Genomic DNA, 19,893 nt, shown 5'->3' with positions numbered 1-19,893 from the left:
GATCTATGTCCATCCCCTCTGCGTTTACTTTAAACGATATTGCTCGTCCTGGCGGCGGTTTCGCCATGCTGGCTGTTGATCAGCGTGAAGCCATGCGCCTGATGTTTGCTGCTGCTGGTCAGCCTGCACCCATCGCCGATAGTGTGCTGACTGAATTCAAAGTCGCGGCGGCGCGTACCCTTACGCCCTATGCGTCTGCGGTATTAGTCGATAAGCAATTTTGCCTTGATGAAATCGTTAAACAACAGGCAGTGGCCAGCAATTGTGGCCTGATTGTCGCTGCGGATAACTTCCTGCCGGGTAATGGCATTCCGGTAGACAGCGTGGAGATTGACCGCAACATCGATCCACACCAGGTCCGTGCTTTGGGCGGACGTGCGCTGAAACTGCTGGTGCTATGGCGAGAAGATGAACCCGCAGAACAGCGGCTGGAAATGGTTACAGAATTCAATCAGATCTGCCGAAGCGCCGGATTAGTCAGCATCATCGAACCCGTGGTTCGTCCACCACGCCGTGGCTGGCACTTTGATCGTGAAGCCGCCATTGTTCAGGCTGCTGCTGAGCTGGGCGACAGTGGCTCAGACCTGTACAAAGTCGAAATGCCGCTCGGCGGAAAAGGTGACAAGCAAGCGCTGCTGAGCGCCTGTCAGCGCCTTAACGATCAGATGAACATGCCTTGGGTCATCCTCTCCTCGGGCGTAGACGCCAACATCTTTGGACGCGCAGTGAGCGTGGCAATGCAAGCGGGTGCCTCCGGTTTTCTTGCCGGGCGCGCAGTGTGGGCTTCAGTGATCGGAGCGCAGGACGCCAACACCATGTTGCGTGATGTCTCCGTCCCGCGCCTGCAGCGCCTGGCTGAAATTGTTGATGAAGGTATCGCCCAACGCTGAAACACGCCCAGAAAAATGGAGAACAAGATGCAGATTACTCAGGTTCTTTTTTCCGACATCAACCAGGTGAAAACCGAAACGGTTGATCAAGCCTGGCGTGCGTTAGACCCAACCGAAGTGCGCATCGCCCCCGCATTCTTTGGTATTTGTGGTTCTGACCTGCACGTTTTACACGGCCATCATCCGTTTGCCAGACCACCGTTAGTGCCGGGCCATGAAATTGCCGCACGCGTGCTGGAAGTGGGCAGCGCGGTCACCGGTATCCGTGCTGGTGACCATGTGGTAGTGGATCCCATTATGGCCTGCATGGCATGCCGCGCCTGCAAAGCGGGTCAGTTTAACCATTGCGAGCCGCCGCAGGTTGCTGGTTTTCGTGCGCCGGGATTTGCTCGTTCTCAGCATATTGTTCCCGCTCGTAACTGCCACGTAGCCCCTGCGTCAATACCACTGAAAGTGCTGGCCTTCGCTGAACCTGCTGCCTGCGCACGGCACTGTGTCAGCCGCATGCCCGCACGTTCACTTGAAGACGTGCTGGTTATTGGGGCAGGTACCATCGGGCTCTCAATCGTGCAGGCTTTACGCATCATGGGTGCGGGTGACGTCACGGTCGTCGAGCCCGATGCGGCCAAGCGAGCGCTATCGGTAAGGCTGGGTGCAGCACGCGCTTTTGCGCCCGGCGAATTGCCGGAAAGCCTGCGTTTTAGTGGCGTCATTGATGTGGTTGCCGCTCAGCCCACGCTGAACGAAGCCTTCCAGCGCGTCTATGCCGGTGGCACCGTGATGTGCATGGGTGTCCCCGGCGGAGCACGTGAGATCCCGCTGCCCATGATGCAACGGTTCGAACGCGATCTGATCAGCTCAGGCATGTATGTTCCGGATGATTTTGACGAGGTTATCGCCTGGTTGGCGGATGGTCGCTTCGATACTCGTGAGTTGATTAGCGACCTTTTCCCGGTGAGCGAAGCAGATAAAGCTTTTGTCAGGGCGCAACAAAACGACTCCATCAAAGTCCTGCTGCAGTTTGCAGATGCCTGAATAAGTGAATATCCACGGGGCACATGTGCCCCTTATTGATAACAAAGAAAAAAGGATAGCGTGATGGCGCAGATAATTTCTCCTACCCCCTACACAATTAGTCGGCCTCAGGATGTCATCGACATCGTCAATGAAAATTCGGCTGTTCATGCCAGCACCGGGATCATCTTTATTGCTCTGGGCGGTATCCTGATTGATGCCTATCAGGCTGCAATGGTGGGCTTTGGCAACAAATACATTGCGATGCAGTTTGGTATCTCCCCTGGACTGGCCGCGACCGTCAACGCTTCGGTGCTGCTTGCTGCGCTCATTGGCGGATTACTGGCAAATCGAGTCATTAACCGCTTTGGTCAGCGTAAAGCCTTTCTTATCGGCATGGCACTCTGCACCCTGGGCGCCGCCTGCGTGGCCATTGCTCCCAACATCTGGTGGGTTCTGGTGTGCCGTATTGTCATGGGCTTTGGCCTTGGCATTGATTTTCCCCTCGCCACCAATGCGGTGGCAGAACTTCGCGGGTCGAAATCGAAGAAAACGGGCTCATCGGTAAACCTGTGGCAAATGGCATGGTACGTCTCGACGACGGTGGTCTATCTGGTGTTGCTGCCACTCCTGTTCTCGGGCGTGGATGAGGCGCAGCTTTGGCGGTATGGCATCTTCATTGGCGCGCTATTTGCTGTGCTGATCATGGTACTGCGTTATGTTTACATCGGTGAGTCAGCGATGTGGGCAGCTCGCGCCGGACGATACGACCAGGCCTGCAACATTCTCCTCAGTCGCTACAATGTGCACGCATGCGTAGCGCCAACAACGCCTGTCCGCTCGGGCGACGCACCTGACGTGAAAGTACAGGCTGGATATGGCGTGTTGTTCAATGCCCGCTATCGTCGCCGCACCCTTTTGGGTTGCATCGTTGCCACGATGCAGGCGTGGCAATATAACGCAGTAGGCGTTTACCTGCCGCTGACGCTGGCGGGGATTCTCAGCGGTGGCCTGAGTGGGGCATTAACCGGATCCGCGATTGTGAACGCAGCCTGCGGTATAACCGGTGGACTCATTGGATCGCTGCTGCTGCAACGCTTTGGTACACGTCGACAGTCGATGTATGGCTTTGCCGCCGTTGCGCTGGCATTGCTGGCCCTCGGCGCACTGGCGACCAGCAATCCATGGCTGTCACTCGGCCTGCTCGGCACTATTATTTTCTTCCACTCCGCCGGTCCTGGTGGGCTCGGGATGACTATCGCCACCCTCTCTTATCCTCCCAGCATTCGTCCGTCCGGTGTTGGCTTCGCCCGCGCCATTATGCGCACCGGCGCGATTGCTGGCCTGATTTTCTGGCCAATGCTGTGGGGTGCATTGAAAACAGATGCGTTTTACTGGATGGCGCTGGTGCCCTTTATCGGCTTCCTCACCTGCCTGCTGATTAAATGGGAACCTCTGGGCGCCAACGTTGATGCCGAAGATGCTGATGTGTTGAACAGCGTCAAAAAATAATAATGACAGTGAGCGCCGGCTATACCGGTGCCTCGTTCTTGTACCCTGCTGTGGGTTTATCCCGCAGCTTGCTCACCATCTGGAGAGGAAGCGAAATGTCTTACTCTGCATCTCAAATCCAGCAAGGCCTGCACGGCAAGTCCATGCGCCGCGTGGTACTTGGCAGTTTCGCTGGCGCACTGCTTGAATGGTATGACTTCTTTATTTTTGGTACGGCTGCCGGGCTTATCTTTGCCCCCTTATTCTTCCCGGAAAGCTCACCCAGCGCAGGCATCATTGCGGCGTTCGCGACATTCGGTGTGGGATTTTTCGCCCGCCCCTTAGGAGGACTGGTGTTTGGTCATTTCGGTGACAAAATTGGCCGTAAGGTGACGTTGATTTGGACGTTGGCGATTGTCGGTACCTCAACGTTCCTGATTGGATGTGTACCCGACTGGCACAGTATCGGCATTTGGGCCCCTATCCTGTTAATGGCACTGCGTCTGATTCAGGGATTTGGCCTGGGCGGCGAATATGGCGGCGCGGCATTGATGACGATTGAGTCTGCCCCCAAGGCCAGACGGGGATTCTTTGGCTCACTGCCGCAGGCAGCCGCCTCAGTCGGTCTGATGCTGGCGACCGGGGTGTTTGCGCTTTGCACCCATTCGCTGACTCAGGAACAGTTCATGGCCTGGGGCTGGCGTATCCCTTTCTGGCTGTCGGCAGTGATGTTAATCGTGGGTCTGTTTATACGCTTGCATACCGATGAGACCCTCGACTTCCAACGCCAGCAGTCAACTTCCCGCACAGAAAAAACACCCCTGCCGATCGTGACGCTGTTTCGGGAACATCCGCGAACCATTTGGCTGGCGTTCGGCGCTCGTCTGGCGGAAAGTGTCTCATCCAATGTCATAAACGCGTTCGGCATCGTGTATGTCTCAACACAGTTGTTACTGTCGCGGGATGTGCCACTCACTGGCATGCTGTTTGCTTCCGCGCTCGGCATCCTGTTTTGCCCTCTTATGGGCTGGTTATCGGATCGTATTGGGCAGCGGCGGGTGTACTTATTGGGTGCAGGCTTTTGCGTGCTTTACGCTTTCCCCTTCTTCATGCTTTTAAATACTCAGCACGCACTTATCATCACCATCAGTATGGTTCTGGGTTACAACCTCGGGCCAACGACGATGTTTGCCGTTCAGCCAACGTTGTTTGCCAGCCTGTTCGGCACCCGCGTGCGCTACACTGGCTTATCCTTCGCCTATCAGTTCTCATCAATTTTGGGGGGTATGAGCCCGTTTATAGCCGCAACCCTACTTTTAATGGGTGAGGGAAAACCCTGGTTGGTAGGGATCTTTATGATGGCGATTTCACTGATTTCGTTCATCTGTGTCTGGATGATTAAAGAAGCGGCGGCTTGTCAGGTTAGGCAGACAATCTGCGATCAAACCACATCCGCATTAAGGTAGCTGCCACTGTCGATTGCGGCTGTGCATGCTTCGCGCAGCCGCAGCCGCCGTCAGGGGATCAACAAAATCTTCGCCGCCGAAACCTGCTGTGACTCAAGGTCGGCGAAAGCCTGGGCGCCTTCACTGAGCGGTCGGACATCCACCCAATCCAGCTCCCCCAACGCCCCCTGCTCCAGCATTGTCAGAGTGAGACAAAAATCATCCATGGTGTAGGTATAGGTGCCCAGCAGCGTGATTTCACCCAGCGTAATTTTGCGCATATCGATCTCGCTGTCCCACGCTTGCAGGCCAATGTGCATGACCACGCCGCCAGGTTTCACCGCCTGAATTGCCATCTGGCGTGTTGTCGCCGCCCCTACAGCATCCACCACCAGCTGATAGCTCGATTCAACGATGCGGGTTTCCTTCGGATTGATACTGACGCAGCCGGTGTAGCGCTCAGCCGCCTCGGCGCGCAGCGCATTGGTTTCAGCCAATGTGATGTGACGACAACCCCATGCTCGCAGCACTAATGCCGTCAACATACCTATCGCACCACCACCTATCACCAGCGCTCGCGTTTCTGCCAGCGGTTGCGTTAATGCCCGCTGGGTTAGACGCATGGCATGAACCACCGTGGCCGCCGGCTCAGTCAGCGCTGCATGCTGGATTGAAATACTGGCCGGTAACGTCACCACTGAACGGGCCGGGATCACCATATACTCAGCAAACGCGCCGGGCCAATCCATGCCGACCATATGACGGTCGCTGCACAAGTTGTCACGTCCCTGGCGGCAGTATTCACATTCACCACAGGTAATCAACGGATTGGCCGTCACGCGATCGCCCGGCTGAAAGCGCGGTGACTGGCTCTCAACAATTTCACCCGCCAGCTCATGACCGAGCACCAATCCCGGTTGGCGGCGCGGGTCCTGGCCGTGGAAGGCATGCATATCGGAACCACAAATGCCCGCCGCGCCAATGCGGATCACCACCTGCTCTTGCCCTGCTGCCAGTTGCGGATAGGGGCGTTCTTCAATGGCCATCAGATAAGGACGGCTGTAAATCAACGTTTTCATAAGCCCTCACTTAATCAATACAGAATTTGTCACCGTCACCCGACCGGCACCGTGGGTTTGTCGCCACAGATAGAGCGCACATGCCGCACTGGTCAGGCCGATAACCAAAACATACGCACAGATGAGCCACGGACGACCACCGAGCATGTTAGAGAAGATCGTAGCCAGCACAGGTGTCAGACCACCGGCAAACACCCCGGAAATTTGATAGGCAAATGAGATACCGGTATAGCGCACCGAAGCATCAAAGCACTCTGAATAAACCGATGACAGTGTGCCAAACACGGCGGCATGGAAAATACCAAACGGGATTACGATGGCGGCCCATACCAGCCAGATGTTATCGGGATGGTTATGCATCAACGCGAACGAAGGAAACGCTGACAGCGCAGAAAGCGTTGCCCCCATCGCAAAGATGCGCGCTCGCCCCCAGCGATCGGCCATGTAGCCCCAGAACGGAATAAAGAAGCTCATGACAAAGGCGCTGGCAAGTATCGCGACAATGGCCTGATCGCGCGGGATATTCAGGTTTTGTGTCAGATACGTCAGGGAAAACACGCCAAAAATGTTAAAGAACACCCCATCAATCAGCCGCATCCCCATGCAGGTAAACACCAGTTTGGTGTTGTTGCGAAACAGCTCCACCAGCGGAAATCGTTTCGGTGCATGCTGACGTGCTTCCTGGGCTTTAAGGAAATCCTGGGTTTCTGCAACGTTTTTACGGATGTAGGTGCCGATAATGACAAAGACGCCGCTCAGTAAAAACGGCACGCGCCAGCCCCAGGACATGAAAGCCTCATCGGGCAGCAAAAACGACGCCAGACCAATCGCACCGGACGCCAGCAGCAATCCCAGTGACATCCCAATCTGGGGAATGCTGGCAAAGAAAGCGCGATGTTTTTCCGGTGCAGATTCAAATGTCATCAGCACCGCACCACCCCACTCGCCGCCTAATCCAATACCCTGAATTAATCGACAGAGAATGAGTAAGCACGGCGCCCACAGACCAATCTGGTGATAGCTGGGAATCAGCCCAATCACCACCGTCGCGCCCCCCATGATCACTAACGTCAGGATCAGCATCTTTTTTCGTCCCAGCGTATCGCCGAAATGTCCAAAAATGATGGCGCCCAATGGCCGGGTCAAAAAGCCAATGGCAAAGACACCATAAGAGAGCAGCGTGGTAATAAAGGGATCGCCTTCGGGGAAATAGAGTTTATTGAACACCATTCCCGCGACGGTGCCGTAAAGGAAAAAGTCATACCATTCAATCGTCGAACCAAACAGGCTCGACAGCGTGACGCGTCGGAGATTACCAGCAGCAGGTGTTTGCATGATGTATTCCTCTGCACATAAGTGTTGATTCAGATAGCGCTGTAACCGCCATCCACCATCAATGTTTGCCCGGTGATATAGGCACTGGCGTCACTGGCAAGCAGCAGCGTCGCACCCTGTAAATCGTTCAAGTCGCCGTTACGTCCCAGACAGGTTCGTGCGGCATGCCGTTCACGAAGAGCGGGATCGGCAAAAACGGGGCCCGTCAGTGCGGTGGGAAAGAAACCCGGACCGATGGCGTTACACGTGATGCCGTCACGGCCCCACCGCTGTGCGATCGCGCGGGTAAGCTGAACAATGCCCCCTTTGCCCGCGCCGTAGGGTGCGCTGTTATCGAAAGCGCGATGTGATTGCAGTGACGCAATATTAATGATGCGTCCCCAACCGCGCTGCGCCATATGGGGTGCCAGTGCCTGAGTCAGAAAAAACGGGGCTTTAAGATGGAGCGACAGTTGCTGATCCCAATCCGCTTCTGTGACCTCTTCGAATGGCTGGCGCAGATTAACGCCTGCAGCATTCACCAGAATATCGGCATCCGCACTTTCACGCGCCAGAGCCTGCAACGCCGCCATCTGCGTCACATCGGTACAGCAATAACGCGCCTGCGCACCCTGCTGAATCAATTGCTGTGTGGCTTCAGCCAACTGCCCCTCGCGCCGTGCCGCAAGAATGACCCGTGCGCCTGCTGCAGCCAGCGTTTGCGCAATAGCAAAACCGATGCCGCTGCCACCGCCGGTTATCAGCGCGGTTTTGCCCGTTAAGTTGAATAGTGTTGTCGCTTGCATCGCAACCTCCTTAGCGCGTCACCGGTGAACCGAGCTGGAATGATTGACCCGCAAAATATTTCGCGAGGCGCACCTCGGCCGTGCGCGCATGTGCTTCCATGCCCTCCATGCGCGAAATACGCGCGGTGGTTTCGGCAATTTGCGGTATGGCTTCGCGAGACATCTGCTGCCATGTCAGGGTCTTGAGGAATTTGTGTACGGAGAGTCCCCCGGAGTAGCGTGCTGCGCCTTTAGTCGGCAGGACATGATTCGGTCCGCTGCACTTGTCACCAAATGCCACCGTGGTTTCTTCTCCGAGGAATAGCGAGCCGTAGCAGCTGAGCGCATCACGCCACCAGGTCAAATCACGGGTATGTACCTCCAGATGTTCAGAAGCGTAACGATCGGAAATCTCCACGACCTCTTCGCGGCTGTCGCAAACAATCACTTCGCCATAATCACGCCAGGCGCAACTTGCGGCATCGCGGGCCACCGGCGGCAGTTCGGCAATCAGCTGTGGGACTTTGATCATCACCGCGTCAGCCAGCTCGCGTGATGTGGTAAACAGCCACGCAGGGGATTCGTGCCCATGCTCCGCCTGACCAACGAGATCGCTGGCAACGATGTCAGCATCTGCGCTTTCATCGGCAATCACCGCGACTTCTGAAGGTCCGGCAAAGACATCAATGCCCACCTGACCAAACAGCGTGCGTTTCGCCTCAGCAACGAATTTATTGCCCGGCCCCACCACAACATCCGCTGCCTTACCGCTAAACAATCCCCACGCCATACTGGCAATGGCCTGGACTCCGCCCAGCGTCATGATGGTATCTGCGCCAGCACGGTGAAACGCATAGAGCACGCAAGGATGGATGCTTTGGCTCAGATACGGGCCTGAACAGGCGATAATGTTCTTTACACCCGCCGCTTTCGCGGTGGCCACGCCCATGTAAGCAGAAGCGATGTGTGCGTAACGGCCTGCCGGTGCGTAACAACCGACGGTGGTGACTGGCAGCACCTTTTGTCCGGCCACAAGGCCTGATGGCAATGTCACCTCAAAATCCTGGATGGATTCACGCTGTGCGCAGGCAAAGGTGTAAACCTGTTCAATGGCGTAATCGATATCCTTTCTGACTTCTGCCGGCACTTCGCGGATCTGCACGGCTATCTGCTCCGGTGTCAGGATGATGTCGCCTGTCCAGTTATCCAGTTTCTGAGCATATTTCCGCACGGCGTCTTCGCCCTGATCCTTAATGGTGGCGAGCATCTCCTCTACCACCTGTCGCGCTTCAGCCGTGTTCGATTCCGGCGATTTAGTGGCTTTCTTTAACCAGGTCACTGACATATGCATCTCCAGAGATAAATGATGAGGTGAATTCCTCTGTCATATATATGACTACGCTTATCTATAGTGAGCAGGTAAAAATAGTGCAAAAACGAAATGAACAAAAAGTGATCGCGATCGGCATCAATACACAGAACTCATAAGGCGATCACATTTTAACCACCTTGTTTTAAGCCTTATAAATTAAATCATTATCAATCATCGCTTTAACTGATTAGGCTCTGAATACCTTCCTACTCATCTGCATCCATCCCTACATTCGTGAAGCCGCTCGCAAAAAATGTGTCAAAACAGAAATAAATTTTGCCATCTCAATTCATCTATCATATGTCATATACATGAGTTCATTTGTTGTGCAATAACCGGAGGCTGTGATGAGTATTGATTTCGTGGTTCACGATGATGGCGACTCGGTAGGAGTCGTAGTGGTGGAAGGGGTCGAAGCCGGTCAAACCTTGACTGGCTGGATAATGGACCAAAACAAAACCATTGAGTTTGCAGTAAAAGATGCCATTCCAATCGGCCATAAGCTGGCGATTCGCGATCTGGCGGTGAATGACACGGTGATCAAATACGGTGAAGACATTGGCCGTGTCGTGGCGGCAATCCAGCAGGGTGAACATCTGCACGTACACAACGTTAAAACCAAAAGGTGGTAATGATGGAAATCAAAGGGCGTCAGTTTGCAGGCTATCGTCGTGAAAATGGCCGAGTGGGTATTCGTAATCACGTGATTGTGCTGCCGGTAGATGATATCTCCAATGCAGCAGCAGAAGCGGTAGCAAACAACATTAAAGGGACTATAGCGCTGCCCCATCCTTACGGTCGCTTACAGTTTGGTGAAGATCTTGAACTGCACTTCCGCACCCTGATTGGTACTGGCTGTAACCCGAATGTGGCAGCGGTGGTTGTGATTGGCATTGAGCCAGGCTGGACACAACGCGTGGTTGACGGTATCAAAGCCACGGGTAAACCGGTCGCCGGTTTCTGGATTGAGCAGAATGGCGATCACAACACCATTTGCGCCGCTTCACGCAAAGCGCGTGAGTTTTCGCAATATGCGTCTGAACTGCAGCGAGAAACCTGCGATATCAGCGAGCTTTGGGTATCGACCAAATGCGGCGAATCGGACACCACATCAGGGTGTGGTGCTAATCCTTCGGTGGGCAACCTGTTTGACCGTCTGTACGAGAACGGCAATACCCTGGTATTTGGCGAAACGTCAGAGCTGACCGGCGGTGAACATCTTGTGGCTGCACGCTGCGCGAATGATGATGTGCGCCAGAAGTTCCAGTTCATGTTTGATCGCTATAGCGCAATGATTGACCGCTGGAAAACCAGCGATCTTTCGGAATCGCAGCCCACCAAAGGAAATATTGAGGGCGGGCTGACGACCATCGAAGAGAAAGCGCTGGGCAATATTCAGAAGATTGGTAAGAAGTGTCGGGTTGATGGCGTGCTTGATAAAGCTGAAACCCCAACGGGTCCCGGCTTGTGGTTCATGGACTCCTCGTCTGCCGCGGCTGAAATGGTTACGCTGTGCGCAGCGGCCGGTTATGTCGCCCACTTCTTCCCGACCGGTCAGGGCAACGTCATTGGTAACCCGATTCTGCCGGTCATCAAAGTGTGTGCGAATCCACGCACGGTGCGCACTATGTCAGAGCATATTGATGTGGATGTCTCTGCTGTGCTGCGCCGCGAGATGAATATGGAAGGGGCCGGGGATGCGCTGCTCGAGTCGCTGTTGCGTACCGCGAATGGACGACTCACCGCCGCCGAGGCATTGGGCCATCGTGAATTTGTCCTGACCCGTATCTTTGAGAGTGCGTAACATACCTGCCCGCCGTTTCGGGCGGGCGTCATCTCTTTACTCGCCTGCGGCGGCTTCCCGAGCGCCGGTTCGCAGCCGTCAGGCTTCGCGAGGATAACCCAATGCGAATGCTCAAGCACCTTTACGTCCAGGTTCTTATCGGCCTGGTCGCCGGAGTTGCTGTGGGGTACGCTTTCCCTGATTTTGCCGTTCAGATGAAACCCCTCGGCGATACCTTTATCCGTCTGATAAAGATGATCGTGACCTTAGTGATTTTCTGTACCGTGGCGATTGGTATTGCAAGGATGGAGAGCCTGAAGCAAGTTGGCAAAGTCGGCGGCAAAACGCTGATCTACTTTGAAGTGGTCACCACCCTGGCGCTGATTATTGGCATGGTGGTGGCGGATATGATGAAACCTGGCGCGGGCATGAACGTTGATGCCAGCAAACTGGACGGCAGCGCCGTCAATCATTACGTCAACGTCAGTGAGCACAGCAAAGGCTTCCTTGAGCAGATCATTCCGGACTCGGTGATTGGCGCCTTTGCCCAGGGCAACTTATTACAGGTGCTGTTATTTTCCGTGCTGTTCGGGGTAGCACTCTCGCTGGTTTCGCAGCGCAGTGCCTTTATCACCAAAACCATTGAGCAGTGTGGCGAAGTCCTGATGCGGATTGTCGAGCTCATCATGCGCCTGGCACCGCTGGGGGCCTTTGGTGCCATCGCCTTTACCGTGGGGAAATATGGACTCACCTCCCTGCAACACCTTGGCATGCTAATTGTTTGTCTTTATATCACCAGTTTCCTGTTTATTGGCGGCGTATTGGGTCTGATTTGCAAGCTGGTCGGCGTCAACCTGTGGCGGCTCATCCTCTATTTCCGTGAAGAGTTGTTAATTGTGTTAGGAACATCGACAACTGAATCGGTGCTGCCGCGTCTGATGGTGAAAATGGAAAAGCTGGGTTGCGATCGCGCGATTGTCGGGCTGGTGTTACCGACGGGTTACTCATTTAACCTTGACGGTGCGGCGATTTACCTCACTATGACTTCTCTGTTTATTGCTCAGGCCACCAATACCGACCTGACGCTATGGCAACAAATTGGCTTACTGTTGATTCTGTTACTCACCTCAAAAGGTGGTGCAGGCGTCGCAGGCGCGGCGCTGATTGCCTTAACCGCCACACTGGCAACGCATAACATTATTCCACTGGCAGGTATCACGCTGGTGCTGGGCATTGATCGCATTCTCAATGAGATGCGCGCCGTCACCAATATGATCGGTAACGTGGTGGCGACACTGGTCATTGCCCGTTGGGAAAAGAAACTCGATCTGGCACAGTTACACGAACAGCTCCGTCAGGGGCCCGGTGTGATCACCCTGCCAGAGCAGCAAAACCCTGACACGCCGCTGACAGCCACACAGGAAGAGAGGAGTACGTCACAATGAGCCACATGACGCTGGCGGTAGAAGAACTCAACATTATTGCTCAACAGGCATTGCGTCAATCCGGTGTTAGTGCCGCAACAGCCGCAGATACCTGCGCCGCCTTGATGGCCGCAGAACAAGCAGGTATTGCCTCGCACGGTTTCGCCAGGCTGCCGTTTTATCTCGACCAGCTGGATAGCGGCAAACTCAAGCCAGAGGCACAACCTGCGGTGGCTGCGCATGGCAATGTCGTGAACGTAGATGCCGATTCCGGTCTGGCGTTTCCTGCGGTACAGCAAGGTCTGGATCGCGGGATCGCCTTAGCGCAGCAAAGCGGCATTGTGGCGGTGGCGATCCGCCGCTCACACCACTTCGGCATGGCAGGTTACTACGCTGAACAGGCTGCTTGTCAGGGCTTAGTATGTCTCGCGCTCAGCAACGGACCCGCTGCGATGGCACCCTGGGGCGGCAATATCCCCCTGTTTGGCACCAACCCTATTGCTTTTGCTTCACCCCGTGAGAACCAGCCTCCGTTGGTGATTGACCTATCACTCTCTGAAGTCGCACGCGGTAAGATTATGCTGGCAAGCCAGAAGCAAGAGGCGATCCCGCTGGGCTGGGCACTGGACAGGGATGGGAACTCGACGCAGGATGCCGACGCCGCGCTAGCAGGTAGCATGGCACCCGCGGGCGGAGCAAAAGGCGCGGCGCTGGCATTAATGGTGGAGCTGCTGACGGCTGGACTGACGGGCAGCAATTATGGTTTTCAGGCCAGTTCGTTTTTCAATACCGAAGGAGGGCCGCCACATATTGCACAGTTGCTGCTATTGCTGAATCCAGCGTTTTTCTCTCCCGGCTATGTTCAGCACAGCGAGCAGTTATTCACGACTATGCTGCAGCAACCCGGAGTGCGCTTGCCTGGAGAACGCCGTCAGGCGGTGACGCAGCAAAACAGCAAGCAGATTTCATTGCCTGCGGCCTTGCTGGAACAGTTACGGATCAGAGCTGGTTAAAATAGGCGTGGTGGCGCGTCATCACCGTGGATACCCGATATTCTACTGCTTTATCCTGGAAATCCCGTGCAATGCGGTAAATGCGCAGCAGCGCTTCCCCCTCTTCCGCCTCCAGATGCAGGACTTCATCTGGTCCTGCATTTACCGCTTTGATTTGCTCATGCGCATTGGCAACGGTACAGGCGTATTTCTGCTGGTACAGCTGATAAAGCGTATTCGGCAGGATGTCAGGCTCACGATCCATCCCGGAAAAACGTGCTGCATCAATATAGACGTGTTCGAGTATGGCGGGAGCACCATCCAGATCACGCACGCGCCAGATGTGGATGACCTTACTGCCAGACACAATATCCAGCGCCAGCGCTTCTTCTTCTGATGCGGTGCGCAGATGGCGTGCCAGAACGCGTGACAGCGGTAATGAGCGCTCACCGTTGTCGCGCAGAATATTGAAGAAACGGAACAGCGCGCTATCAGAATCGTGAGCGGCCACGACCGTTCCTTTGCCTTGATAACGAATAACCACGTTACTGCTGACCAGCTCATTCAACGCTTTGCGTAAAGTGCCAATACTGACGTTATAGGTTTCTGCCAGGCTCGCTTCACTGGGGATATACGTGCCTGCGGGCCACTCACCGGAAGCGATCCGCTCTAGTAGTAGCTGGCTGATTTGCAAATAGAGCGGCTGAAAAATCGCAGACTTCACATCCGGTGACGCCGGTAATTCAGAATTCATGATTCACTCCTACAACATACATACGCGAAAATCATATTTATTTCACTATGACATATAGAGGAGTTTAGAACAGAAAAATCCCCATCAATACTCGATTTTGATGAGTTTTGTGAGGGATATCCAGTTTGCAACAAGGCTTAAAGTCGGTAGAGGTATACTGAAGGGAATAATCTAAATGTGACATGGCATTGATTAATCATTTATTTTTTCATCTTCCTCGCTTGCCGTCGCGAACACAAAGAAAGATTAACCGCCACTCCCCATACTTCGCTCACCTATAGTGGGAAAATCATGGCACTCTTATTCATCACACTGGAATACCCTAGTCCTATAGAGGATGAGAGTGAGAACGCCTCAATTCACTGTGAAGGCATGGCATCAATACCCTGTTCTGCCGCACTGAGGTAGGCAAACAGGTTATTGTCGGGATTCTCGTAAACATCAGCACCATAGGGATTGCCGCGCATGCTGATCATTGAGGGACTTAAATGGTAGGTTTTCTCGCCACCAATGATCTCTCGCGTTGAGCGTTGGGTCGCATCCACCGAGTAGGGCCACGGCTTCTCCAACGGCCGGGAGTAGACTTTATAGGAACAGTCGACATAACAACACCGGATTGGGTCCGTTTTGGCTGAGGTCAATAATATTTATCAGGTGAGTCGTCAGCGGCGGGATGTTGAATCGGCTCTTCCTTCCCAAAGTGGGATAATGATTAACGTAAATTTATAATCGATCAACCCAACACCCCTGCTAAGTCATATCCACTTCAGGAAAGGGATACAGGCGACGGTTTTAAATGATTAATATGCTGCCAGACATCCCACTCTTCATAGGGGTCTGTTTTTCCTCTCCCCGCATAGAGAAATCTCTGGGGATTCCGTGTCATTCTTCCCTTTAAAACAGCATGAAACCTGAACGTATCGAAATTTCCTGTCACAGGATTATAAACTTCAATATGAGTGCTGCTGCGGGATACTTTTTTAATAAAGGGTTGCTGCCCCTCGCTAAAAATGATGCAATCGTCCATAAATCCTCCCGTTGATTATCCCTATTAAGTCTAATCTCTGTTTTATTTATGGCGATAGGGAATCATCCTATAAGTACATTGTCATAATGTATGCACAGGACATTATTGAGACACATCCACTTCGCATCACCCGCTTCAAATTCAATGATTAAAATTTATGGCAAAGTAATTTATTAATGCCTTTCTTAACACATTTCTAAAATGTTATTTACTCACAAAAATTTACTATCGGCATTGACCTCAATATAAATATCTCTCCCCAAGCAGCTCATTCTTTCGATCATACTTCACAGAAGGTATCCCTTAACTCCCCTCTTCAAACGCCGACTTCACTGCCACCACAATCCTTTCCGCCCTTGCAGCATCCTCCAGTTGCGGGTACTCCTTTCTCAACTTTCCTGACACCTGCCAGCCATTCTCTTTCAATGATCGGATTATCCGATTCGCATCCTGATCCGGCATCTCCAGCACTTCCTTCAGCCGCTCCTGTGCTTTCTGGAATATCGTCAGCACTCTGGCTTCATCGGCCATTTCCACGCGCACGGTGTGCTCAATCACTTTAGCGGTATACAGCACGTGAGAAGTTAAATCCGGATAGCGCCAGGCATAGCGCGCGTCTTCGTAGTCGGAGAAGGTGAAGTTGCTGGGTGTACCGTCGTCATACGTCACGATCTCACCGAAATGGCAGGAGGTCGCATAGCGGCGCATCAGGCGTTTCGAGAACACTTCCAGCGTGCGGTCATAGCCAACACGGAAATCCAGTGAGCTGGTGATGCTGGCGGAGACCGGCAGAATAACGCCTTCAGGAATGGCACCGTCGCGGATTAATGAGTCATTAATCAGGAAGCGGTGAATACGGCCATTGCCGTCGCGCATCGGATGAATATACACAAAGCCGAAGGCAATCACGCCCGCTCTTGCCAGAGGCTCTGCACCACGCGTGGCGAGCTCAAACTCCTGCAATCCGCGCATAAACTGCGGCAAATCTTCAAACTGCGGTGCGACGTAGTGAACGATATCTTCGCGCATCGTGGCCTGTCCGACAAACACCGGCGAGCGACGCAGCCCCAGTCCCAACGCATCGTGACCGAGAATGCCTCTTTGAAGAATATGCAGGCTTTCATCACTGAGCGGGTCATCGATCTGGCCGCAATATTGCGCAATGACATGCGCAAATCGCTGAATACGATCGGCCTGCTCCGCCTCTTTCTCAATCAAAAAGCTGGCACGGGACTCCTTGAAAGTCAGCCAACTGGCGGTTCGCAGTAGAACATCTGCGCCGAAGGTATCATCCAGTTCGTGTAGTGCGGCGGTCACATCGAAAGAAATGGCATTCTCAATCTCTGGCGTGCGGCGAACCACAGGGCAGAAGTCAGGCGAGCCGGGTAAGTTATCATTGATACGCCAGCGTTTATTCTTGATCGCTGAAGTCCGCGTCAGATAGTCCTTTGCGGAGATCGCCGTAATATAGCCGCCATTAGCGACATCGGGCACGTTGGTGAGCGTGTTACCTGTTAGCCATTCATAGAGAAAACCGGTACGGCGTGCGTATTGGCCAAAGGGCTCGCGCAGGCACCAGCTTTCGATCGGTTCAGGGCCGATGGCAGCGAAGAGCCGGGCAAAAAACTCCAGATGGATCTCTTCATATTTGAGGCCAAACGCAAAATGGCCTGAGAAGCTATCGTCAGGTTGATAGCTCGGAGGATAACGCTTTTCGATGCGTCCCTGGTTCTCATGGGTGGCGCGAACCGTGCCAATAGCCGATTCCACGCGAAGTGGCTGAACCAGTTCAATGTGATAGCGCTTGCAGAGCGCCTTAAATCCCACCAGCATCGGCTGAATCCTTTAACATCCAGGTGAAAACGATAATTTATCCGCACTATAGCGCGAAAACACTAACAGGGCGAGGCAACTCGACTAATACGCACGCTAAAATGCTAACAAAAACGCCCTGGACGCTGAAAATAATAATTTACGCCGTGTGTGAAAAGCCACCCGACGAACTGCCGAGAAGTCAGTTGTAGGCGGCAAAATTCTTTCACCTGAGTGAAGGTTGCCCTTAAACGGTGCAGTTATCCGGCATTTTAGTCATGGAAAATAGCCCTTCTAAAGATAGATATAGCTAAATAATTATAATTCAATGCACCATTATTGTGATGCATCCGTCATATTTAACGATCGGCGCGCTATTTTTGTGCGTGACGTCAAAATAAATCCATAAGAAAATAATATAGAAATGAATTTATAAATTCAGGCTGTTTTTTATCCATTAAAACCAACAGAAAATAGTCATTAACTTCATAGCAATACGCTAGAAACCCTTCATGGAAAGCTTCCAAAACTCAGCTAAAAAACCACATTTTCATCCTGATGAGCGTATTGCTAACGCAAATTTAAAAGTGATAAAACATTCTCACTTGATAAATACTTTTCACTTAAAAGGTGGTTGGCATGGCACTTGAAACAGCTTACGTCCGTATTCCAGAAGCATGGAACCGTCCCGATAAAAAATGGCTTGCCGCATTCGCTGATTTTCCCGTTGCCAATATTGGTGATGCAATGGAAAGACTGAACATGTGCGATGCCGGGATCGTTCCGGTCACCACCTACACCGCGTTCGTCGGCTTTGCTTTTCCTGTGCTGGTCACGCCCGGCGATAACGCTGCCGTTATTCGTTCACTGGATTATATCCAGCCAGGCGATGTGATGATGATCAATGGCCAGGGCCACATTGACCGCGCCCTGGTAGGTGAACAGCTCACTCAGCGATTTCAGCATGCGGGTGCCGTCGCACAGGTGATTGATGGTGCAGTGCGTGACCGCAAAGTCATTGAATCGACGGGCTTACCGACCTTCTGTCGCGGCGTTTCTCCTGCTGGCCCGTTCAAAAATGGTCCGGGCGTGATCGGTGAGCCGGTGGCGATTGGCGGCGTGGTATGTGCCGCAGGCGATATTGTGGTGGGTGATGACGACGGCATCATTGTCATTCCTTTCTGGCGCGCAGAGGCGGTATTGGCGGAAGTGCGCGAAGTTGCCCGACGTGAAGCAGAAATGACGGCGGAAGTGACCCGTCAATATAAATAAAGTCAGGCCAATACCGTTTAAGGCCTTCCGGGGATTAATCACGCTTAACTCAGGGCAAAACAGATGACGAAATCACATGCCGCAACAATGGATTACGCACTGCCGAAGGATGGAAAGACGAAGAACAACGTTGTACGCCGCGCGTCAATCGCAGGCGGAGTCGGTTCGTTTGTAGAGTGGTATGACTACGGAATTTACGGCTTGCTGGTAAGTTCACTGGTGCTGGTGTTTGCCGCCAGTGACATGAACACCAGCGATGCCGGATTGATGCTCACCTATGTTGGATTCACCGTCAGCTTTGTGGTGCGTCCGTTTGGCGGCGTGATTTGTGGTTACCTCGGTGACAAAATTGGACGCCAAAAACTGCTGGCGATCCTGTTACTGATGATTTCACTGGCAACCGCCGCAATAGGCCTGTTGCCGAGCTATGAAAGCATCGGCTGGGCCGCCCCCACGTTGCTGATCCTGCTGCGCATCGTGCAGGGGTTCTCCGCAGGTGGTGAAGTGTCCGGGGCCGGTTCTTTTGTGGCGGAGTATGCGGAAGACCATCGTCGTGCGGTGGTGATGTCGCCGCTGGTGATGGGTTCCTTTATCGCGCTGCTGTTCGGCAGTTTGTTAATCAGCGGCTTAATTAACGTGTTTGGTGTCGATGCTATGAACAGTTGGATGTGGCGTATCCCGTTCCTGCTGGCCATTCCGATGGCGCTGATTGGCGTCTACATCCGTACCCGCATCGAAGATACGCCGCATTTCCAGATGGTGAAGGCCAGCAAGCGCGTAGTGCGTAACCCGATCCGCGAAGTGCTCTCCTCAAAACGCCATCTGAAAGCGATTGGTCTGGCCATCACCCTGCCAGCCGTGAACGGCCCAGGTTATTACATTCTGTTTGTCTACATGCCGACCTACCTCAATAAGGTGATGCACTTCCAGCAGATTCAGAGCCTGATGGTGACGGCCTGCGGTCTGTTAACCATCGTCGGTGCCATCCCGCTGATGGCGTGGCTCTCGGATCGCCTCGGTCGAAAACCGCTGTTGATTGCCTCCGCGATTGCCATGGCCGTACTGGCATGGCCGTGCTTCTGGTTACTGACGCTCGGTATGTTCCCGCTGGCCTGCATGGCATCCATTCTGCTGGCCTTCGCCTTCGCCGGACACGCGGGCGTGATTCAGGCCACGCTGGCAGAGATGTTCCCGACCAACGTGCGTTACAGCGCCTACAGCATTGGCTTCAATCTCTCGACGGTAATCTTCGGCGGTTCCGCCCCCCTGCTGATGACCTGGCTGATCGGCATGACCGGTATCGCCAGCATCCCCAGCTACATGGTGATTTTCACCGCGGCGCTGACGCTGATCAGCGCGCTGTATCTGAAAGAGAGCGCCGGCAAGCCGCTGGCTGATGAATAAGCACTGAACACAAGTATTCACTCAGGATTTCGAGG

Annotated in this window: 18 protein-coding genes; 10 read left to right on the top strand and 8 right to left on the bottom strand. The window is 53.6% G+C overall.

The window, feature by feature from the left end; genetic code table 11:
• Positions 1-5 precede the first annotated feature (5 nt).
• The 4 genes from ACXI0A_RS20715 (at position 6) to ACXI0A_RS20700 (ending at position 4,861) form a co-directional block, all read left to right on the top strand.
• Positions 6-890 (top strand): aldolase, encoded by an 885-nt coding sequence (locus ACXI0A_RS20715; RefSeq protein ID WP_476147242.1) that lies wholly within the window; start codon positions 6-8, stop codon positions 888-890.
• A 27-nt stretch (positions 891-917) separates the two neighbouring features.
• Positions 918-1,925 carry an alcohol dehydrogenase catalytic domain-containing protein gene (locus ACXI0A_RS20710; protein ID WP_476147243.1) on the top strand — a complete coding sequence of 336 codons (1,008 nt, stop codon included), beginning with the start codon at positions 918-920 and terminating at the stop codon, positions 1,923-1,925.
• A gap of 63 nt (positions 1,926-1,988) precedes the next feature.
• Positions 1,989-3,416, top strand: a complete 1,428-nt coding sequence (locus ACXI0A_RS20705; protein ID WP_476147244.1) for an MFS transporter — start codon at positions 1,989-1,991, stop codon at positions 3,414-3,416.
• A 95-nt stretch (positions 3,417-3,511) separates the two neighbouring features.
• Positions 3,512-4,861, top strand: a complete 1,350-nt coding sequence (locus ACXI0A_RS20700) for an MFS transporter (protein ID WP_476147245.1) — start codon at positions 3,512-3,514, stop codon at positions 4,859-4,861.
• A 50-nt stretch (positions 4,862-4,911) separates the two neighbouring features.
• On the opposite strand, the gene ACXI0A_RS20695 is transcribed toward ACXI0A_RS20700, so the two are convergent.
• From ACXI0A_RS20695 to hpsN, 4 genes are read right to left on the bottom strand one after another with little or no spacing between them, the layout of a single operon-like run.
• Positions 4,912-5,919 (bottom strand): alcohol dehydrogenase catalytic domain-containing protein, encoded by a 1,008-nt coding sequence (locus tag ACXI0A_RS20695; protein WP_476147246.1) that lies wholly within the window; start codon positions 5,917-5,919, stop codon positions 4,912-4,914.
• 6 nt (positions 5,920-5,925) lie between these two features.
• Positions 5,926-7,254, bottom strand: coding sequence for an MFS transporter (locus ACXI0A_RS20690; protein ID WP_476147247.1), 1,329 nt, complete (start codon positions 7,252-7,254; stop codon positions 5,926-5,928).
• Positions 7,255-7,283: 29 nt separating this feature from the next.
• Entirely contained in the window at positions 7,284-8,039 is a 756-nt protein-coding gene (locus tag ACXI0A_RS20685; RefSeq protein WP_476147248.1) for an SDR family oxidoreductase, read from the bottom strand.
• Positions 8,040-8,049: 10 nt separating this feature from the next.
• A complete protein-coding gene (gene hpsN / locus ACXI0A_RS20680) occupies positions 8,050-9,363 on the bottom strand; it encodes a sulfopropanediol 3-dehydrogenase (RefSeq protein WP_476147249.1) in 1,314 nt (437 codons plus the stop codon).
• A gap of 374 nt (positions 9,364-9,737) precedes the next feature.
• On the opposite strand from hpsN, the gene ACXI0A_RS20675 reads away from it, so the two are divergent.
• The 4 genes from ACXI0A_RS20675 to ACXI0A_RS20660 all read left to right on the top strand — a co-directional run bounded on the left by ACXI0A_RS20675 (position 9,738) and on the right by ACXI0A_RS20660 (position 13,610).
• A complete protein-coding gene (locus tag ACXI0A_RS20675; protein ID WP_436339263.1) occupies positions 9,738-10,022 on the top strand; it encodes a UxaA family hydrolase in 285 nt (94 codons plus the stop codon).
• Between the two features lie 2 nt (positions 10,023-10,024).
• Positions 10,025-11,194: a UxaA family hydrolase gene (locus ACXI0A_RS20670; protein ID WP_479410264.1), complete on the top strand. Its 1,170-nt coding sequence runs from the start codon at positions 10,025-10,027 to the stop codon at positions 11,192-11,194.
• A gap of 101 nt (positions 11,195-11,295) precedes the next feature.
• Entirely contained in the window at positions 11,296-12,618 is a 1,323-nt protein-coding gene (gene dctA / locus ACXI0A_RS20665; protein WP_476147250.1) for a C4-dicarboxylate transporter DctA, read from the top strand.
• Positions 12,615-13,610 carry an Ldh family oxidoreductase gene (locus ACXI0A_RS20660; RefSeq protein ID WP_476147251.1) on the top strand — a complete coding sequence of 332 codons (996 nt, stop codon included), beginning with the start codon at positions 12,615-12,617 and terminating at the stop codon, positions 13,608-13,610. The genes dctA and ACXI0A_RS20660 overlap by 4 nt, the downstream gene beginning before the upstream one ends.
• Here the strand turns inward: ACXI0A_RS20660 and ACXI0A_RS20655 are convergent.
• The 4 genes from ACXI0A_RS20655 to ACXI0A_RS20640 all read right to left on the bottom strand — a co-directional run bounded on the left by ACXI0A_RS20655 (position 13,597) and on the right by ACXI0A_RS20640 (position 17,203).
• Positions 13,597-14,343, bottom strand: coding sequence for a UTRA domain-containing protein (locus ACXI0A_RS20655; RefSeq protein ID WP_476147252.1), 747 nt, complete (start codon positions 14,341-14,343; stop codon positions 13,597-13,599). The genes ACXI0A_RS20660 and ACXI0A_RS20655 overlap by 14 nt on opposite strands.
• 359 nt (positions 14,344-14,702) lie before the next feature.
• Positions 14,703-14,984: a D-apionate lactonase family protein gene (locus ACXI0A_RS20650; protein WP_476147253.1), complete on the bottom strand. Its 282-nt coding sequence runs from the start codon at positions 14,982-14,984 to the stop codon at positions 14,703-14,705.
• 125 nt (positions 14,985-15,109) lie between these two features.
• Positions 15,110-15,370 (bottom strand): hypothetical protein, encoded by a 261-nt coding sequence (locus tag ACXI0A_RS20645; RefSeq protein ID WP_476147254.1) that lies wholly within the window; start codon positions 15,368-15,370, stop codon positions 15,110-15,112.
• Between the two features lie 303 nt (positions 15,371-15,673).
• Complete coding sequence (locus ACXI0A_RS20640; protein WP_476147255.1) at positions 15,674-17,203, bottom strand: Fic family protein; 1,530 nt, start codon at positions 17,201-17,203, stop codon at positions 15,674-15,676.
• A gap of 618 nt (positions 17,204-17,821) precedes the next feature.
• On the opposite strand from ACXI0A_RS20640, the gene ACXI0A_RS20635 reads away from it, so the two are divergent.
• Both ACXI0A_RS20635 and ACXI0A_RS20630 read left to right on the top strand, forming a co-directional pair.
• Complete coding sequence (locus tag ACXI0A_RS20635; RefSeq protein WP_476147257.1) at positions 17,822-18,454, top strand: RraA family protein; 633 nt, start codon at positions 17,822-17,824, stop codon at positions 18,452-18,454.
• A 63-nt stretch (positions 18,455-18,517) separates the two neighbouring features.
• On the top strand, positions 18,518-19,858 hold the full coding sequence (locus ACXI0A_RS20630; RefSeq protein ID WP_476147258.1) for an MFS transporter: 1,341 nt from the start codon (positions 18,518-18,520) through the stop codon (positions 19,856-19,858).
• Positions 19,859-19,893 lie beyond the last annotated feature (35 nt).

It is taken from the genome of Pantoea sp. C1E2 (assembly GCF_056491465.1).
Note: the sequence above shows the minus strand (reverse complement) of the source record. Positions and strands in the feature narration are given on the sequence as shown.

Excerpts from the sequence above, each read along its gene's own strand:
- ACXI0A_RS20685 (WP_476147248.1), bottom strand. The coding sequence starts at position 8,039 with ATGCAAGCGACAACACTATTCAACTTAACGGGCAAAACCGCGCTGATA.
- ACXI0A_RS20660 (WP_476147251.1), top strand. The coding sequence starts at position 12,615 with ATGAGCCACATGACGCTGGCGGTAGAAGAACTCAACATTATTGCTCAA.
- ACXI0A_RS20700 (WP_476147245.1), top strand. The coding sequence starts at position 3,512 with ATGTCTTACTCTGCATCTCAAATCCAGCAAGGCCTGCACGGCAAGTCC.
- ACXI0A_RS20635 (WP_476147257.1), top strand. The coding sequence starts at position 17,822 with ATGGCACTTGAAACAGCTTACGTCCGTATTCCAGAAGCATGGAACCGT.
- ACXI0A_RS20715 (WP_476147242.1), top strand. The coding sequence starts at position 6 with ATGTCCATCCCCTCTGCGTTTACTTTAAACGATATTGCTCGTCCTGGC.
- ACXI0A_RS20670 (WP_479410264.1), top strand. The coding sequence starts at position 10,025 with ATGGAAATCAAAGGGCGTCAGTTTGCAGGCTATCGTCGTGAAAATGGC.
- ACXI0A_RS20640 (WP_476147255.1), bottom strand. The coding sequence starts at position 17,203 with ATGCTGGTGGGATTTAAGGCGCTCTGCAAGCGCTATCACATTGAACTG.
- hpsN (WP_476147249.1), bottom strand. The coding sequence starts at position 9,363 with ATGTCAGTGACCTGGTTAAAGAAAGCCACTAAATCGCCGGAATCGAAC.
- ACXI0A_RS20630 (WP_476147258.1), top strand. The coding sequence starts at position 18,518 with ATGACGAAATCACATGCCGCAACAATGGATTACGCACTGCCGAAGGAT.
- ACXI0A_RS20675 (WP_436339263.1), top strand. The coding sequence starts at position 9,738 with ATGAGTATTGATTTCGTGGTTCACGATGATGGCGACTCGGTAGGAGTC.
- ACXI0A_RS20645 (WP_476147254.1), bottom strand. The coding sequence starts at position 15,370 with ATGGACGATTGCATCATTTTTAGCGAGGGGCAGCAACCCTTTATTAAA.
- ACXI0A_RS20710 (WP_476147243.1), top strand. The coding sequence starts at position 918 with ATGCAGATTACTCAGGTTCTTTTTTCCGACATCAACCAGGTGAAAACC.
- ACXI0A_RS20705 (WP_476147244.1), top strand. The coding sequence starts at position 1,989 with ATGGCGCAGATAATTTCTCCTACCCCCTACACAATTAGTCGGCCTCAG.
- ACXI0A_RS20695 (WP_476147246.1), bottom strand. The coding sequence starts at position 5,919 with ATGAAAACGTTGATTTACAGCCGTCCTTATCTGATGGCCATTGAAGAA.
- dctA (WP_476147250.1), top strand. The coding sequence starts at position 11,296 with ATGCGAATGCTCAAGCACCTTTACGTCCAGGTTCTTATCGGCCTGGTC.
- ACXI0A_RS20655 (WP_476147252.1), bottom strand. The coding sequence starts at position 14,343 with ATGAATTCTGAATTACCGGCGTCACCGGATGTGAAGTCTGCGATTTTT.
- ACXI0A_RS20690 (WP_476147247.1), bottom strand. The coding sequence starts at position 7,254 with ATGCAAACACCTGCTGCTGGTAATCTCCGACGCGTCACGCTGTCGAGC.